This is a genomic window from Actinomadura darangshiensis (genome assembly GCF_004349235.1).
GTDB classification, from domain to species: domain Bacteria; phylum Actinomycetota; class Actinomycetes; order Streptosporangiales; family Streptosporangiaceae; genus Spirillospora; species Spirillospora darangshiensis.
Genome location: NZ_SMKY01000209.1, coordinates 1 through 16,138, shown reverse-complemented (window position 1 = coordinate 16,138; position 16,138 = coordinate 1). Strand labels below are relative to the sequence as shown.

Annotated in this window: 12 protein-coding genes, 3 tRNA genes and 1 pseudogene; 8 read left to right on the top strand and 8 right to left on the bottom strand. The window is 71.0% G+C overall.

Annotated features, from left to right (window positions below):
* The 5 genes and pseudogenes from E1293_RS33020 to E1293_RS33000 all read left to right on the top strand — a co-directional run.
* Positions 1 to 300, top strand: a pseudogene (locus E1293_RS33020) (High-affinity nickel-transporter); the annotation flags it as partial.
* Positions 301 to 365: 65 nt separating this feature from the next.
* Complete coding sequence (sigK, locus tag E1293_RS33015; RefSeq protein ID WP_132201603.1) at positions 366 to 953, top strand: ECF RNA polymerase sigma factor SigK; 588 nt, start codon at positions 366 to 368, stop codon at positions 951 to 953.
* A complete protein-coding gene (locus E1293_RS33010; protein WP_132201601.1) occupies positions 950 to 1,669 on the top strand; it encodes an anti-sigma factor in 720 nt (239 codons plus the stop codon). The genes sigK and E1293_RS33010 overlap by 4 nt, the downstream gene beginning before the upstream one ends.
* Positions 1,670 to 1,709: 40 nt before the next feature.
* Positions 1,710 to 2,360 carry a nicotinamide riboside transporter PnuC gene (pnuC, locus tag E1293_RS33005; protein WP_132201599.1) on the top strand — a complete coding sequence of 217 codons (651 nt, stop codon included), beginning with the start codon at positions 1,710 to 1,712 and terminating at the stop codon, positions 2,358 to 2,360.
* Positions 2,357 to 3,466, top strand: a complete 1,110-nt coding sequence (locus tag E1293_RS33000) for an AAA family ATPase (protein ID WP_132201597.1) — start codon at positions 2,357 to 2,359, stop codon at positions 3,464 to 3,466. The genes pnuC and E1293_RS33000 overlap by 4 nt, the downstream gene beginning before the upstream one ends.
* Positions 3,467 to 3,778: 312 nt before the next feature.
* Here the strand turns inward: E1293_RS33000 and E1293_RS32995 are convergent, their stop codons facing one another.
* Entirely contained in the window at positions 3,779 to 7,564 is a 3,786-nt protein-coding gene (locus tag E1293_RS32995) for a glycoside hydrolase family 2 TIM barrel-domain containing protein (protein WP_132201595.1), read from the bottom strand.
* 113 nt (positions 7,565 to 7,677) lie between these two features.
* Positions 7,678 to 8,862, bottom strand: a complete 1,185-nt coding sequence (locus E1293_RS32990) for an ROK family transcriptional regulator (protein ID WP_207939228.1) — start codon at positions 8,860 to 8,862, stop codon at positions 7,678 to 7,680.
* A 125-nt stretch (positions 8,863 to 8,987) separates the two neighbouring features.
* On the opposite strand from E1293_RS32990, the gene E1293_RS32985 reads away from it, so the two are divergent.
* Both E1293_RS32985 and E1293_RS32980 read left to right on the top strand, forming a co-directional pair.
* A complete protein-coding gene (locus E1293_RS32985; protein WP_132201591.1) occupies positions 8,988 to 10,280 on the top strand; it encodes a Gfo/Idh/MocA family protein in 1,293 nt (430 codons plus the stop codon).
* Complete coding sequence (locus E1293_RS32980; RefSeq protein ID WP_132201589.1) at positions 10,277 to 11,566, top strand: ABC transporter substrate-binding protein; 1,290 nt, start codon at positions 10,277 to 10,279, stop codon at positions 11,564 to 11,566. Before E1293_RS32985 ends, E1293_RS32980 begins: the two co-directional genes overlap by 4 nt.
* Positions 11,567 to 11,574: 8 nt before the next feature.
* Here the strand turns inward: E1293_RS32980 and E1293_RS32975 are convergent, their stop codons facing one another.
* The 5 genes from E1293_RS32975 to E1293_RS32955 form a co-directional block, all read right to left on the bottom strand.
* Positions 11,575 to 13,416 carry a glycoside hydrolase family 3 protein gene (locus E1293_RS32975; RefSeq protein ID WP_243716891.1) on the bottom strand — a complete coding sequence of 614 codons (1,842 nt, stop codon included), beginning with the start codon at positions 13,414 to 13,416 and terminating at the stop codon, positions 11,575 to 11,577.
* 93 nt (positions 13,417 to 13,509) lie between these two features.
* A tRNA-His gene (locus E1293_RS32970) sits at positions 13,510 to 13,581 on the bottom strand.
* Positions 13,582 to 13,583: 2 nt separating this feature from the next.
* Positions 13,584 to 13,656 (bottom strand) — tRNA-Arg (locus E1293_RS32965).
* A gap of 107 nt (positions 13,657 to 13,763) precedes the next feature.
* Positions 13,764 to 13,848: transfer RNA gene (locus E1293_RS32960), tRNA-Ser, on the bottom strand.
* Between the two features lie 194 nt (positions 13,849 to 14,042).
* Positions 14,043 to 14,891 carry an oxidoreductase gene (locus E1293_RS32955; RefSeq protein ID WP_132201587.1) on the bottom strand — a complete coding sequence of 283 codons (849 nt, stop codon included), beginning with the start codon at positions 14,889 to 14,891 and terminating at the stop codon, positions 14,043 to 14,045.
* An 82-nt stretch (positions 14,892 to 14,973) separates the two neighbouring features.
* Here E1293_RS32955 and E1293_RS32950 point away from each other — a divergent pair, with 82 nt between their 5' ends.
* Complete coding sequence (locus E1293_RS32950) at positions 14,974 to 15,879, top strand: LysR family transcriptional regulator (protein ID WP_132201585.1); 906 nt, start codon at positions 14,974 to 14,976, stop codon at positions 15,877 to 15,879.
* On the opposite strand, the gene E1293_RS32945 is transcribed toward E1293_RS32950, so the two are convergent.
* A complete protein-coding gene (locus E1293_RS32945) occupies positions 15,842 to 16,105 on the bottom strand; it encodes a sigma factor-like helix-turn-helix DNA-binding protein (protein WP_243716889.1) in 264 nt (87 codons plus the stop codon). The genes E1293_RS32950 and E1293_RS32945 overlap by 38 nt on opposite strands.
* Between the last annotated feature and the right edge of the window lie 33 nt (positions 16,106 to 16,138).

Below are 16,138 nucleotides of genomic sequence, written 5' to 3'. Positions count from 1 at the left end.
GTCGTGTTGATGGGGTTGGCGGGCGGAATGGTGCCGAGTCCGTCCGCGGTGGTCGTGCTGGTCGGCGGGGCGGCGATCGGGCGGGCTTGGTTCGGGGTCGTCCTGGTGCTGGCGTACGGGCTGGGACTGGCTGCCGCGCTGGTTACGGTCGGGCTGCTGGTCGTCGGTTCGGGGCGTGTCCTCGCGCGGCGCATTCTGGCCAAGCGGCTGCGGCTTCCCACCGGGATGATGCCGATAGGGACGTCCGCCACGGTCGTCGTCCTCGGAGTCGGGCTCACGCTGCGCAGCCTCGTGCTGTGATGTCCGATCCGATGCGGCCCCGGGTGCGTAATGCCGGAGGGACGGCCTTCCGAGGGGAGCGCGGCATGCCCGCAGAGACGAGACCGCCCGGCGACGGCCTGGTGTCCGGGCAGGACGCGGACGCGCTGCTCGGCCGGACGGCGCGCGGCGACGAGCGCGCGTTCGAGGCGCTCTACGACGTGGTGGCCGCGCCGGTGCACGGGCTGGCGCGGCGGGTCGTCCGCGATCCCGCGATGGCGGAGGAGGTGACGCAGGAGGTGATGATCGAGGTGTGGCGGTCCGCGGCCCGGTACGACCCCGAGCGGGGCGGCGCGATGGCGTGGATCATGACCATCGCGCATCGCCGGGCCGTCGACCGGGTGCGGCGCGAGCAGGCCGCCGGCGAGCGCGAGGCGCGGGCCGTCCACCATGGGACGGGTGCCGCGCACGATCCGGTGGGCGAGCGGGTCGAGGCGCGGCTGGAGCACGAGCGGGTGCGGCGCTGCCTGCGGACGCTGACGCATCTGCAGCGCGAGTCGGTGACGCTCGCCTACTACGGCGGGCACTCCTACCGCGAGGTCGCCGAACTGGTGGGGGCGCCGCCGAACACGGTGCGGACCCGGATGCGCGACGGGATCATCCGGCTGCGCGACTGCCTGGGGGTCGAACGATGACGGACGATCTGCACACCCTCGCCGGCGCGTACGCGCTGGACGCGATCGACGACGACGTCGAGCGGCGGCGGTTCGAGGCGCATCTCGCCGGGTGCGAGACGTGCGCGACCGAGCTTCGGGAGTTCCAGGCGACGACGGCGCGGCTGGGCCTGGCGGTCGCCGAGGCCCCGCCGCCGCGGCTCCGCGACCGGGTGCTGGCCGACATCCGGGACGTCCGGCAGCTGCCGCCGGTCTCGCCGCGCCGGGCCGAGGTGCGGCCGCGGCGGTGGCGGCGGACGGTGGCCGCCGGGCTGGCGGCCGCGGCGTGCCTGGTCACGGCCGCGTCCGTCGGGGTGGCGGTCCATGAACGGCAGCGGGTGGATCAGGCGCAGGCCGCGTACCAGGAGGTGGCGTTCGTCCTGTCGGCGCCGGACGCGCGCTCGGCGACGGGCCGCGCCGGTGGCGGCGGGACGGTGACGATCGTCGCGTCCGCGTCGCGCGGCCGGGTGGTCGTCGCGTCCGCCGGGCTGCGGACGCTGCCGTCCTCGAAGGCGTACCAGCTGTGGCTGATCAACGCGGACGGCCCGCGCTCGGCGGGTTTCCTCCCCGACGACCGGAGCCGCCCGGTCGTCGCCGGAGCGTGGCGGCCGGTGGACAGGCTGGGCGTGACCGTCGAGCCCGCAGGCGGCTCCGCGCGGCCGACCACGACGCCGATCGTCCTGATCAGCGCCACCTGACCACTTGTCGTCTGTCTGACGATATGTGATCATTGCGGGCATGTCGGTGAACGTCCCCCTGGGCCCGCTGCTCGATCCCGCCTTCCATCTCGGGTCCGTCCCCACGACGTGGGCGGAGCTGCTCGGCTTCGCGACCGGCGCGGTCAACGTGTGGCTCGTCGTCCGGCAGAACATCCTCAACTGGCCGATCGGCATCGCCAACGTGATCCTGCTCGGCCTGGTGTTCCTGGACGGCGGCCTGTACGCCGACGCCGGGCTCCAGGTCGTGTACGTCGCGCTCCAGCTGTACGGGTGGTGGGTGTGGCTGTACGGCGGCGACGGCCGCGACCGGCTCCCCGTCAGGCGCACCAGGCGGACGGAGTGGGCGGCCCTCGTCGCCGCGGGCGCGGCGGGCACCGCGCTCCTGACCTGGGCGCTGTCCGCCTGGACCGACTCGACCGTGCCGTTCTGGGACGCCCTCACCACCGCGATCTCGCTCATGGCGACCTACGGGCAGTCGCGCAAGCTGCTGGAGTCGTGGTGGCTGTGGATCACCGCCGACCTCGTCTACATCCCGCTGTACTTCTACAAGGACCTGAAACTGACGAGCGCCCTCTACGTCATCTTCCTGACGCTGTGCGTGTTCGGGCTGCTCGCCTGGCGCCGCGACATGCGCGCGCAGCCGGTGGGCCCGGCGGCCGTGGCGGCATGACGTACGCGCACGGGCTCGTCATCGGCAAGTTCTATCCGCCGCACGCCGGCCACCACCACCTGATCGACACGGCCGCCGCCTCCTGCGCCCGGGTGAGCGTGGTCGTCGCAGCGTCCACGGCCGAGAGCATCCCCCTGGCGCTGCGGACGGCCTGGCTGCGCGAGACGCACGGCCAGCCGCACGTGGAGATCTTCCCGGTGATGGACGACGTGGAGGTCGACTACACCTCCGACGAGATCTGGTCGGTGCACGTCGCGGCGTTCCGGGCCGGAGTGGCGATGGGGTCGGGCCTCGGCGTGGCCGTCCCGCCGGTGGACGCGGTGTTCACCTCCGAGGCGTACGGGCCCGAGCTGGCGGACCGCCTCTCCGCCGTCCATGTCGCGGTCGACCCGCCGCGCGACCGCTTCCCGGTCAGCGGGACCGCCGTCCGGGACGATCCGGTCGCCGCCTGGGAGTTCCTCGCGCCGCCCGTCCGGGCGTATCTGGCGCGGCGGGTCGTGGTGGTGGGGGCCGAGTCGACGGGGACGACGACGCTGGCCCGCGCGCTCGCCGCCCACTACGCCGGCCGCGGCGGTGTCTGGGCTCCGACCCGCTGGGTGCCCGAGTACGGCCGGACGTTCACCGAGGAGAAACTGGCCGCCGCCCGCCGCGCCGCCGGCGATCCGTCCTTGTGGCTGGACGACCTGTCCTGGAAGTCGCCCGACTTCCTCCGGATCGCCGAACATCACGCGGCCATGGAGGACGCGGCGGCCCGCTCGGGTTCACCGCTGCTGGTCTGCGACACCGACGCGTTCGCCACGGCCATCTGGCACGAGCGTTACCTAGGCACTCCGTCACCGGAGGTGGAGGCCGTCCACGAGCGAACCCCGCACCACCTGTGGATCCTGACGTCGCCGGGGGGCGTGCCGTTCGAGCAGGACGGCTGGCGCGACGGCGCGTCCATCAGAACGTGGATGTCGGAACGCTTCCGGGAGGAACTGGAGCAACGGGGCCTACCCCACATCACCGTGGAAGGCCCCCACGAACACCGCCTGGCCACCGCCCTCGAAGCAACCGACGCCCTACTGACCAAGGGCTGGACCTTCAGCCCCCCGCTCTCCCCGTAGCGGGCGAAGATCTGTGATGCGGAATTCTCGGATGTCCGCTATCACCAGATGCTCAGCGAGGCCCATCACCCCCTCCTTGAGCGGGAAGGAGTAGTGGACACCGACTGTGTCCAGGGGCACCCCAGGGGGCGCGAGCCCGGCATCGACCGCCTCACCACCCCGCTTAGCCAGGTCGATGAACTGGCGGTTGACGCTGTCCTCCACCGGGGTGGTTCGAGTGGTTGTGCGCTCATGTCGCTCCTGTCCGTCCTCTTCGGTCCCCGCTGACCCGTACACGGGGACCCTGCAACCTCCCGCCGACAGGACGGAGGGTCATTTCGCGGAGCGGAGCGTATTGAGTTCCTTCGATGTAAGAGGACACAAAAGCGTTTTGTAGGTATAGGTGCGATCCGGGCGGGTTTGGTATTCGGCGCGGACGGGGTTCGGGGTGCCGCCCACTCCGGTCACCGAATGGTCGATGTGGAGGGTGTTCCAGCCCGGGTTGCGGACGCGGGCGAACGGGTAGAGCGCGCGATCCAGGTCGTCGTACGGGGTGACGCTCGCCTCAATGGTTCCGTCCACGCCGGCGGCGAGGAGGCCGGAGTGGCCGTCGGTCAGCATCGTCCAGCGGACGTCGTCGTGGTTGCCGTAATCCTGGGGCCGGTAGTACGACTCGTACTGGTCGTCGACCGTGGAGGAGTAGACGCCCATGGGCGTGCCGTCCTTGCGGTCGTTGTAGTTGCCGACCGGGCCGCGCCCGTACCAGCTGAACTGCTCGAACCGGTCGGGCACCTTCAGTGTGTATCCGACGCGGGCAAGGTAGGGCAGGCTTCTGACCTGGCCTTGCGGGACGACCTGATGCGTCAGCTCGACCTGCCCGGCGCCGTCGATGGCGTAGGCGGCGGTCTGGTCGAACCAGGCGTCGGGATGGTCGGGCGCGGCGGTCTTCGAGGTGATCTCGACGGTGACGCGGTCGCCGGGAGTGACGGTGACGCCGGTGGGCGTGGTGGCGAGGCGGTCGAGGCCGATCTTGCGCCAGTCCTCGCCCTCGGCGCGTCCCCAGGTGTAGGTCTCGTTGCTGATCGGGGGCCGCCACACGTCGAGTTCCGGGCCGGTGCGGAGCAGCTCACGGCCGCCTGCGCGCATGGACGTCATCGTGCCCTTGGACTTGTCGAAGACGTACCTGAAGTTCTTTCCGGTGACGATTACCTGCCCGTCCTTCTCGACGGCCTTGACGGAGCCGGACGCCTTCTTCCCTATTCCCGGCACCTTCGAGCCGCCGGCCGCGAATTGACCGAAGCCGACCACATGCCCGTTCTCCACGGCCTCTACCGTCAGCCACCGTTCGGCATTCGACGGATTGGCGGGCGGAGGCGGAATTCGCACCTCGCTAGAGCCGCCGGGCGGCAGTTTCACCGGTGATTTGCCGGAGGAGACCGTGCGGGCGCCCTCGGTGTAGCGCCAGCGCATCTGGACGGAGCTGGTGGCGAACGCCCGCTCGCTGGAGACGGAGACCTTCCCGTCGGCCTGGGTGACGCGGAGCGGCGACTGCACCCACGACAGCTGGGCCGTCTCCGGCTGGACGTAGCGGTCGGAGCCGACAAGCCCGTCGTCGCCGGAGAGGCTCTCCCCGTTCGACAGGAACGTGCCCTTGGTGTCGAAGCGGTCGAAGTCCAGGGCGAGGATGGCGTCCTTCTTCGGGTCCGCGCCCGCGCCCAGTTCGCCGGCGGTCAGCGCGCGGCCGTAGATGCGGACGTCGTCGATGGTCCCGTGCGCCATGCGGCCCTTGAGCGCGTCCTGCATGGTCTCGGAGTTGCGGGCGACGTTGACGTCCCCGGACGACCGGTCGATCTTCCCGGTGAACGGCACGGACGCGGCCTCGCGGCCGTCGATGAAGAGGCGGATCGCCGTCCCGTCGTAGGTGCCCGTGACCCGGTGCCAGGTGTCGTACCAGTCGGCGGGAACGGGGGCGCGGACCGTCCGCCAGGTACCGCTGTGGACGAAGAACTCCAGCGTGTTCTCGTTCGACATCTTCAGCGCGTACGAGTGGTCGCCCTTGCCCACGATGGTGAAGTCGCCGGTCCACGGCCGGACGGGCTTCACCCACGAGTCCAGCGTGACGGACGTGCCGGTGAGGTCGAAGCGACGGTCGCGGTAGACCTCGACGAAGTCGTCCAGGCCGGAGAAGTAGAGCGCCTTCCCGCGGTGGCCGTCCACGGTCTTCGGCAGGCCCTGCAGCCAGGCCCGGATGTCGTTGCCGGAGCCGTCGGGCGTCGTGACGACGGGCTGCCGCAGGTTGGCCTCGGCCCAGTCCCAGATGAACCCGCCCTGCGTCTGCGGATGCCTGCGGATCACCTCCCAGAACTCGCGGAAGTTGCCGAGGCTGTTGCCCATCGCGTGGGCGTACTCGCCCATGATGATCGGCTTCTTGGTCTCGGCGGCCTGCTCCTCCAGTCGCGCCGGGGTCGGGTAGCGCGGGCCCCACACGTCCGCGTAGGGGGCGTCGCCGTCCGGGCTGTTCGACTGGTGGTACAGGGGGCGGGTCGGGTCGGTGGCGTCGGCGTAGTCGGCCATCTTGTAGTGGGCGGCGCCGAGCCCGGCCTCGTTCCCGGTGTCCCACATGAGGACGCTCGGATGGTTCTTGTCGCGCGCCATCATCGCTTTGAACCGCTCGACGAACGCCTTCTGCCATTCGGGACGGTCGGCGAGGCAGTCCTGGTCGCCGGCCTTGCTGCAGTCCTCCCAGTTGTGGGTCTCGATATCGACCTCGTCGTCGATCCACAGGCCGCGCCGGTCGGCGAGCTCGTACAGGTAGGGGTCGGACGGGTAGTGCGCGGTCCGGACGGCGTTCAGGTTGAGCCGCTTCATCAGCGCCACGTCCGACTCCATGCGGGCGCGGGTCTGGTGCCGTCCGGTGTCGGCGTCGGTCTCGGGCCGGTTCACGCCCTTGATCAGGATGCGCTTCCCGTTGACCAGGACCTGCCTGTCCTTCACCTCGATCTCGCGGAATCCGAACGTCTCCGCGGTGGTCTGGACGACGTGCCCCTGCGCGTCGGCCAGTTCGAGGACGAGTGTGTAGACGTTCGGTGTCTCGTCCGACCACTTCGCGGGGTTCGTCACCGGTGCTGTGAGACGTACGGAGGTGCTGTCACCGGTCACGGACGTCTTGCCAGAGAAGCGCTGCACCGTCCGCCCATGGGGATCGACCAGAGTGGCTCGGACGGTGTGCTCCCCCTGAGGACCGCCCTTGCTTCCGACGACGAGACCGGCGTTCAGGGTGGCGTTCTTGTAGGCGTCGTCCAGATCGGTGGTGATGGTGGCGTCGCGAAGGTAAGTCTTGGGAGTGGAGTACGCCCAGACGGAGCGGAAGATGCCGCTGTACCGCCACTGGTCGTAGTCCTCCATGTAGGAGCCGGAACTCCAGCGGTGCACCTGAACGGCGACCTTGTTGGCGCCCTTGTGCACGAGGTCGCTGATGTCGAACTCGGCCGGGGTGTAGCCGCCCTGGTCGTAGCCCGCGTACTTACCGTTGACCCAGACGAAGTACGCGCTGACGACGCCTTCGAAGCGCAGGAACGTCCGGCGGCCGTCCCAGGTGTCCGGGACGTCGAGCGTCTTCACGTACGCGCCGGTGGGGTTGATGTCACGGGGCGTCTTGGGCGGGTCGTCCGGCCACACCTCGGTGGGGATGTTGCGGAACACCGGGTGGTCGAGCCGGTCGCTCTGCCATGTGTGCGGCACCTTCACCTGGCGCCAGTCCGACGTGTCGTAGCCCTGCTCGTAGAACCCGGACGGCACCTCGTCCGGACGGTCGGCCAGAGCGAACCGCCAGTCGCCGTCCAGGGACTTCGTCCAGCGTGACGATTTCCCGCCGATCGCCTGGCGCGAGTCCTCGTAAGGGCGCAGGACGGCGTGCGGGGTCTCCTGCCCCTCCCCCACCATCTCGGGGTCGTCCAGGTAGGTGTAGACGTCGGACGGCGGCGCGGCTCCGGGCTGGACTGCGGCGAGGCCGGGCAGCGCCGACGCGAGCAGCGCCACCGAGGCGAGGCAGACCACCAGGACGCGGTACACGTATCGATCATCGCGGCTGCGAGCGTGAATCCGGGGGAACGCGGTCATGGGCGCGGCGCCTCCTCGCGGGCAGGCCCCCTGACGACACCCGGAACTCGATCAACTACGACTGGGACGCTAGGTCCGAGTCATGCCGCGGTCAACGGGCCGGGTGTGGTGTTTCATGACAGCGGAGACGGCCGCGTTTGGCGTTCCTCGCCGGTTTCGTTCCCGCCGGGATGCCGTGACGGCCGGTCAAGGCGGAAAAGGTCCTCGTCGATCCGGTCGAGGGCGAGCCTCACGGCACCGAGCCCCACCGACTCGTCCCCCAGTTCGGACCCCTCGATCCGGACCGGGCTCAGGCACAGCGGCCGGACCCGCCGGCGCAGCTCCGCGACGAGCGGGGACCCGGCCCGGACCAGCGGCCCGCCGACCACGATCATCTCGGGGTCCAGGGCGAGGGACATCGCCGCGACGCCGCGCGCCATCCGGGCGGCGAGCCGCTCCACCAGGCCCTTCGCCTCGGGTTCTCCCTGCGCCGCCGCGTCCAGGACCTCCCCCGCCTCGTCGAAGCAGCCCGGCGACAAGGCGGCGGTCGTGTCGCGGAGGCCCAGCTCGTCCAGCATGCCGATCTCGCCGGCGGCGCCCCAGCGCCCCCGGTGCAGGCGTCCGCCGATGAGCGCGCCCATGCCGGTGTGCAGGGCCGCGTGGACGCAGACGACGTCGTCGGCGTCGCGGGCGGCGCCGCGCCAGCGCTCCGCCATCGCGGCGAGGTTGGCGTCGTTCTCGACGAGCACGGGGCAGGAGAACGAGCGCCCGAGTTCGCGGGCCAGGTGGAGGCCCTCCCAGCCGGGCACGACCGTGCAGGACGTGACCGTCCCGTCCGGGGCGACGACGCCGGGGGTCCCGGCGGCGACCGCCCACAGTGACTGCCGGTCGACATGCGCGGCGGCGAGGCACGCCTTGACCGCGGCGCGCACCCCCGTGATCCGCTCGCCGGGCGGGGCCTGCACGTCCAGGGCGGCGCGGTGGCCGCCGACGACCTCGCCGGTGAGGTCGGCGACGAGCAGCCGCACCCGCCGCGCGTCGATGTCGATGCCGAGCGCGTGGCCCGCCTCGGCGCGGAACCGGTAGCGGCGGGCGGGCCGGCCGAGCCCGCTGCCCGGCCGGGGCGCGTCCTCGGCGGCGAGGCCGCGGTCGATCAGCTCGCCCAGCACGCCCTCGGTGGTGGGCCGGGACAGCCCGACGCGCTTGGCCAGCTCCGACAGCGTGGCCTCGCCGCCGTCGCGGAGCGCCCGCAGGGTCGCGGCGGAGTTGAGCCGGCGGAGCACCGACGGGTCGCCCCCGTGGAGAGAGTGTTGCGGCACGGCACCCCTTGACAGCGATCGGCGGACGGACGACATTATTGCCAATCTACTTATGAAAGCTCCTTGCGTAATACCGGCGCCGGGCTCGCCGATGCCAAGGATACCCAGGTCAGGAGGCCAACCCGATGCAGCAGACGCGGCCCGCGATCGCCGTGGCCGGAGCCGGACTGCGCGGCCGCATGTACGCCGCGCGGATCCGGGAGACCGGCGCCGGCCGGATCGCCGCGGTCGCCGAGGCCGATCCCGCGCGGCGCGCCCGGTTCGCGGCCGAGCACGGCATCCCGCCGGAGCGGACGTTCCCCGGCTGGCGCGAGATGGCCGCCGCGGGCCGGATCGCCGACGGCGTGGTCATCGCGACGCAGGACGCCGAGCACGCCGAGCCCGCGATCCGGTTCGCCGGGCTCGGCTGCCACATCCTGCTGGAGAAGCCGATGGCGACGTCCGAGGCCGACGCGCTGCGGATCGTGGACGCCGTCGAACGCGCCGGCGTGCTGCTCGCCGTCTGCCACGTCCTGCGGTACACCGGGTACACGCGCACGCTGCGGAGGCTGATCGCGGACGGCCGGATCGGCACCCCGGTCAGCGTCCAGCATCTCGAACCGGTCGGCTGGTGGCACCACGCCCATTCCTACGTGCGCGGCAACTGGCGACGGTCGGACGAGTCGGGGCCGATGCTGATGACGAAGTCGTGCCATGACGTCGACTGGCTCGTCCACGTGATGGGCGAGGTCCCGGCGCGGGTCTCGTCGTTCGGGCGGCTGTCGCACTTCCGCGCGGAGAACCGCCCGGACGGCGCCGCCGACCGCTGCGCCGACTGCGCGGTCGAGGCGAGCTGCCCCTACTCCGCGCCCCGGCTGTACCTGTCGTGCCTCGGCGATCCCGACCGCGAGACATGGCCGCTCGGCGCGATCACCGACGACCGCACGGAACAGGGCGTGCTGCGGGCGCTGCGCGACGGTCCGTACGGGCGCTGCGTCTACGCGTGCGACAACGACGTCGTCGACCACCAGGTCGTGAACATGGAGTTCCCGTCCGGTGCCACGGGCGTGTTCACCATGACGGCGTTCTCGGCGGCGGCGCAGCGCCAGACCCGCATCTTCGGGACGTCCGGCTGCCTGGAGGGCGACGGCGTGCGCATCTCGGTCCGCGACTTCGTCACCGGCGGGCTGGAGACCGTCGAGCCCGCGGACGCGTCCCCCGGCGCCTCGCTCGACGGGCGGCACGACCACGCCGACGACGCGCTGGCCGACGCCTTCGTCGCCGCGCTGGCGGGCGGCGATCCCGCCGCGCTCAGCTCCGGCCCCCGGGAGAGCCTCGCCTCGCACCGGGTCGTGTGGGCCGCCGAACGGGCGCGGCTGGACGGCACGGTCATCGAAATCGCCCCGGAAACCCCCGCGAAAGGCACGGTGCGTCCATGAGGAACAGACCCCTGCGGGGCGGTGCCGCCGTGGCGCTGTCCCTCCTGTTGGGCGGCGGCGCGTTGAGCGCCTGCGGCTCGTCCGATTCGCCGGCGCCTTCGAGCAACGACGGGCGGGGCCCGATCACCGTCGCCACCGGCAAGGACCTCACCCAGACCGTCCAGAAGCTCGTCGCGAAGTGGAACGACGGGCATCCCAAGGAGAAGGTCCGGCTCGTCGAACTGCCCGAGGACGGCGACCAGGCGCGGCAGCAGCTCGTCCAGAACATGCAGATCAAGTCGGACGCCTACGACGTCGTCCGGCTGGACGCCGTGTGGACGGCGGAGTTCGCCGCGCGCCGCTGGATCCGGCCGCTCCCGGACGGCCTGGTCGACACCTCCTCGTTCGTCCCGGCGGCCCTGAAGACCGGCGAATACCGGGGCAAGCTGTACGCGGCGCCATGGCTGACCGGCACCGGCGTCCTCTACTACCGCGAGGACCTGCTCGCCAAGGCGGGCATCAAGGAACCGCCGAAGACCTGGGCGGAAATGCGCGACGACTGCGCGAAGGTCCGGAAGGCACCGGGCGGCAAGGGCGTCGACTGCTACGCCGGCCAGTACGGCAAGTACGAGGGGCTGACGGTCAACTACTCCGAGGCCGTCCAGTCCGCGGGCGGCGAGGTCTTCGACTCCTCCGGGAAGCCGCAGGTCGACAGCCCGCAGGCCAAGGCCGGGCTCCAGTTCCTCGTGGACGGCTTCAAGAACGGGACCATCCCCGAGAAGGCCGTCACCTACAAGGAGGAGGAAGGGCGCCGCGCCTTCCAGGAGGGCCGCCTCGTCTTCCACCGCAACTGGGCCTACGTGTACGCGCTCGCGTCCGAGAAGGACGGCTCGAAGGTCGCCGGCGAGTTCGGCGTCGCGCCGATCCCCGGCGAGGACGGCCTCGGCTCCGGCACGCTCGGCGGCAACAACCTGGCCGTGTCGGCGTTCTCCAAGCACCAGGCGACCGCGCGCGACTTCGTCGCCCACATCGTCAGCCCGGCGGTCCAGAACGAGTACGGACGCGCCCAGTCGTTCCCGCTCTCCCTGGCCGCCCTCTACACCGATCCCGGAATGATCAAGCAGTACCCGTACCTGCCGGCGCTGAAGCAGGGCATGGACAAGGCGAAGCCGCGCCCGGTCGTCGTCCGGTACAACGAGGTCAGCACGGCCATCCAGGAGCACGTCACCGCGGCGATCACCGGGAAGAAGCCGGTGGGCCAGGCGTCCGGCGAACTCCAGAAGGCACTGACGGCACTGGCCGACTAGCGCCGCGGTCAGTCGTCATAGGTGAGGCCGTAGCCGAATGGGAACAGGGGCTTCTTGCCGTCGCCCTTGTTGATCGGCTCCTGCGCCGCCTCGCGCATCCACGTCACCGGGAGGCGGCCGGTGGGGGCGGTGTCGCCGTACAGCACGTCGGCGACACCGGCCCCTTCGGTGCCGGGCAGCCAGGACGCGACCAGCGCGTCCCAGTCGGGCAGCTCGGCGGCGATGTCCAGCGGGCGCCCCGACACCAGCACCACGATCACCGGGACGCCGCTCGCGTGCAGCCTGTCGATCGTCTTCAGGTCGTCGGCGTCGAGGCCCATGTCGCCGGTCAGATCGCCGTGGTACTCGGCGTACGGCGTCTCCCCCACGACCGCGATCGCCGCGTCATAGGACTTGTCGATGCCCGAGCCGTCCTTGCTGTACGTCACGGCCGCGGACGAGTCCGCCGCCTTGCGGATGCCGTCCAGGATCGTCGTGCCCGGCGTGATCGGGCCCGGCTCGCCCTGCCAGGTGATCGTCCAGCCGCCGGACTGCATGCCGATGTCGTCCGCGCTGCGGCCGGCGACGAAGACCTTGTCGTCGGAGTCCAGCGGGAGCACGTCGTCCTCGTTCTTCAGCAGCACCTGCGACTCGGCGACGGCCTTCCGGGCCAGCTTGCGGTGCGCGGGGCTGCCGACAGTCTTCAGGTAGGCGCGGTCGGCCATCGGATGCTCGAACAGTCCCAGTTGGAACTTCTTGGTCAGGATGCGGCGGTTCGCGTCGTCGATGCGGGACATGGGGACGTCGCCGTCCTTCACCGCCGTCCGCAGATAGTCGATGAACCGGCGCCATTCGGTCGGCACCATCACCATGTCGATCCCGGCGTTGATCGCGGAGGCGACCTCGTCCTCGCTGAACCCGCGCTTGCCGTCGATCTCGTCGATGCCGTTGTAGTCCGACACGACGAAGCCCTTGAAGCCCAGCTCGTCCTTCAGTACATCGGTGATCAGGTACTTGTTCTGGTGCATCTTCAGCCCGTTCCACGAGCTGTAGGAGACCATCACCGAGCCGACGCCGCGGTTCACGGCCGCGCGGAACGGCGGCAGGTGGACCGCGCGCAGCTCCTTCTCCGAGATCCTGGTGTCACCGCGGTCGTCGCCCCCGTCCGTGCCTCCGTCCCCGACGTAGTGCTTCGCCGTCGCGAGGACGGACCCGGGGCCGCCCAGCTCGTCCCCCTGCAGCCCGTCGATCAGCGTCGTCATGACCGTCGGCAGCTCGGGCACCTCGCCGAACGACTCGTACGTCCGGCCCCAGCGGTCGTTGCGGACCACGCACAGGCACGGCGCGAAGTCCCAGTCCACGCCCGTTCCCGCCATCTCCGCGGCCGTCGCGGCACCGATCTCGCGGACCAGCGCCGGGTCGCGGGACGCGCCGAGCCCGATGTTGTGCGGGAAGATCGTCGCGCCGACCATGTTGTTGTCGCCGTGCACCGCGTCCACCCCGTACATCATCGGGATCCGCAGCGGCCCGGCGAGCGCGGCCTTCTGCAGGCCGTCGTACATGTCCGCCCAGCTCTCCGGCGTGTTCGGGCTGGGCGCCGACCCGCCGCTGGACAGCACCGACCCGAGCCGGTACCGGGTGATCTCCTCGGGGGTGACGTACCGGCGCTCCGGCTGCGTCATCTGGCCGAGCTTGTCGTCCAGGCTCATCCGGTCGAGCAGGTCGTCGACGCGGTCCTCCACGGACAACTGCGGGTCGAGATAGGGGGCCGGGCCCGAGTCCGCCCGGACGGGCCCGCCGTAGGCGACGAGCGCGAACGCCGCCAGCATGCCGAACGCCAGCAGCCGGAACCGCATCGAGGAGCAGTACATGCGGAAGTTTTTTCCAGGGTTGATCAAACGCAACGCAACCGGATACCAGCGCCTGAGCAATATCTGCCGGGCACTTCCGGGCAAAAGTAGCAGGGCCTCCGATCGGGATCGAACCGACACCTCCAGGATCACAACCTGGCGTGCAGACCACTACACCACGAAGGCCGTATCTCCGGCAGGAATCGAACCTGCGACCTCCGGGTCCGCAACCCGGCGCGCTCTCCACTGCGCCACGGAGACTTGTGTTTCCTTGCGTACCGAGTGCAGGAAGCTGTGTTAGCCCTGGCCAACCAGATGCCTATCGCGGGATATGAATCCGCCGGACACACCAGCATCCTCACTCGGCGCGGAGGGTGCGAGATTCGAACTCGCGCAGGGGTGACCCTGACCACGGCTTAGCACGCCGCTGCCTTTCCGCTCGGCCAACCCTCCGGGAAAAACAAAAAGACCGCCCGCGATCCACGGGCGGCCGGACGGTTCAGATCACGTCCGTCGGCGACTCCCGGGACCGGAAAGGCTGCTGCTATGCATTCGATGACGTCGCATCTTCCCTCTCCTCCCGGTCTCGCTGCCTACGACGTCCATGGTGCCGGGACGGTTCCCGCCCCGGCAACCCATTTATCGACTCACTCCTCGAAATCGGTTCCGCGAGAGGTGGACTCCCATGCCTCGAACTCCTTCCGGGCTCCGGTAAGAGCGGCGTCCACCGCGTCCGCGGCGTCATTGCCCAGCGGCAGCCGAAGCGGCGTGTCACCGGCGTCCAATGCGGTCACGATGGCGGCCGCGGCCTTGGCCGGATCGCCCGGCTGCTTGCCGTCACTGTCCGGCAGGTCGGTGCGGACCCGTCCGACACTGCCGGCGTACTCCGGCATCGCGGTCGTCTGGTAGAGGCCGCCGCCGGCGAACCCCGTCCGGAACGAGCCCGGCTCGACCACCAGCACCTTGACGCCGAACGGCGCGACCTCCAGCGCCAGCGCCTCCGACAGCCCCTCCAGCGCGAACTTGGTCGCCGAGTAGGCGCCGACGCCCGGGAAGGAGAACCGGCCGCCCATGCTCGACATCTGCACGATGGCGCCGCTCCCCTGCCGTCGCATGTGCGGCAGCACCGCCCGGGTCAGCGCCGCCGGGCCGAAGAAGTGCAGATCCATCAGGTCGCGCAGCTCACCGTCCGTGGTCTCCTCCACGGCGCCGACGAGCCCGCGTCCGGCATTGTTGACCAGCACGTCGATGCGGCCGTGCCAGAGGACGACGTCCGCGACCACGTCCGCGATCTTCGCCTGGTCGGTGACGTCCAGCGCGACGGCGTTGACCCGGCCAGGATGGCGCTCGACCAGGTCGTCCAGCGTCTCGGGACGGCGCGCGGCCGCGACCACCGTGCCCCCCGCCGCCAGCGCCGCCTCCGCGATCGCCCGCCCGAAGCCGGAGTTCGCCCCGGTGATCAGCCAGACCCGTCCGTTCTCAGTGGTGTTCGTCATGGCCACAGTTATCGCAGCCCGCTCGCCCCCGCGTCCAAGACAAAGATCAACGCAGGCGATAAAGAGCCCTTATGATCGCAGCATGGAGCTGCGCCAGCTGCGCTACCTCGTCGCCATCGCGGACGAGGGCAACCTCGGCCGCGCCGCCGAGACCCTCTACGTCAGCCAGCCCGCGCTCTCCTACGCCCTCAAGAACCTCGAATCCGAACTCGGCCTGCGCCTCTTCGACCGGCACGCCGGCGGCGTGACCCCCACCCCGCCCGGCCGGGACGTGATCGCCGAGGCCCGCCGCACGATCCGGCAGGCCGACCGCCTCACCGCCGTCGCGGACCGGCACCGCCGCGGCCAGACCGGCGTCCTGCGCGTCGGCTTCGAGGCCAGCGGCGCCGGCGAACTGACCACCCGCGCCCGCGCCGAGTTCGCCCGCGCCCACCCCGGCGTCCGCGTCGAACCCAAACGCTACGACTGGGGCGGCGAAGCGGCCGCCCTGCGCACCGGCGAGGTGGACGTGGCCTTCGTCTGGCTCCCCGCCGACCTCACAGACCTGCACTCCGAACTGATCCACACCGAGCCCCGCGTCGTGGGCCTCCCCTCGGCCCACCCTCTGGCCACCGCCGAAGGCGTCTCCATCATGGACGTCAAAGACGAACCGCTCATGTGGACCGAACGCGCCCCCCGCGAATGGGTCGACTGGTGGGCGGTCAACCCACGCCCCGACGGCTCCGAACCGCACTGGGGCCCCACCAACGACAACGTCGAGGAGATGCTCGAACAGGTCGCCGAGGGGGCGGCCATCTGCTTCGCACCGTCCAGCATGGCGCTGTACTACACGCGCCCCGGCCTCGTCTGGGTCCCGCTAACGGACGTGGAACCCTTGCGCGTCGCGCTCGCCTGGGACGCCGGCGGCCCACTCGTCGAAGCGTTCGCCGCGATCGTCCGCGACCTCGCCGTCAGACGGTCTGCCGCGGCGCCCCCACGGCCGCGCTGAGCGCCTGGAGCGCGTGGTAGACGCGGAGCTTCACCACGTCCACCGGCACCCCCAGCGAGGCGGCGGCCTCATTGACCGACCGGTCCCGGAAGACTGTCTCGGTGAGGATCTCGCGGTGCGCCGACGGCAGCGCCTGGAAGGCCCGGGCGACCACCGCGGGGCGCATCCGCGCCCCCGGCGAACCGGGGGCGAACGAACCGGTGTCTTTGCCCATTCGCAGTGCCACGCCACGAACCTCCCACCCTCCACCCCTCCGGTC

Coding starts and splice junctions, on each gene's coding strand:
- E1293_RS33000 (WP_132201597.1), top strand. CDS start 2,357: ATGACGTACGCGCACGGGCTCGTCATCGGCAAGTTCTATCCGCCGCAC.
- E1293_RS32985 (WP_132201591.1), top strand. CDS start 8,988: ATGCAGCAGACGCGGCCCGCGATCGCCGTGGCCGGAGCCGGACTGCGC.
- E1293_RS32950 (WP_132201585.1), top strand. CDS start 14,974: ATGGAGCTGCGCCAGCTGCGCTACCTCGTCGCCATCGCGGACGAGGGC.
- sigK (WP_132201603.1), top strand. CDS start 366: ATGCCCGCAGAGACGAGACCGCCCGGCGACGGCCTGGTGTCCGGGCAG.
- pnuC (WP_132201599.1), top strand. CDS start 1,710: ATGTCGGTGAACGTCCCCCTGGGCCCGCTGCTCGATCCCGCCTTCCAT.
- E1293_RS32980 (WP_132201589.1), top strand. CDS start 10,277: ATGAGGAACAGACCCCTGCGGGGCGGTGCCGCCGTGGCGCTGTCCCTC.
- E1293_RS32975 (WP_243716891.1), bottom strand. CDS start 13,416: ATGTACTGCTCCTCGATGCGGTTCCGGCTGCTGGCGTTCGGCATGCTG.
- E1293_RS33010 (WP_132201601.1), top strand. CDS start 950: ATGACGGACGATCTGCACACCCTCGCCGGCGCGTACGCGCTGGACGCG.
- E1293_RS32995 (WP_132201595.1), bottom strand. CDS start 7,564: ATGACCGCGTTCCCCCGGATTCACGCTCGCAGCCGCGATGATCGATAC.
- E1293_RS32955 (WP_132201587.1), bottom strand. CDS start 14,891: ATGACGAACACCACTGAGAACGGACGGGTCTGGCTGATCACCGGGGCG.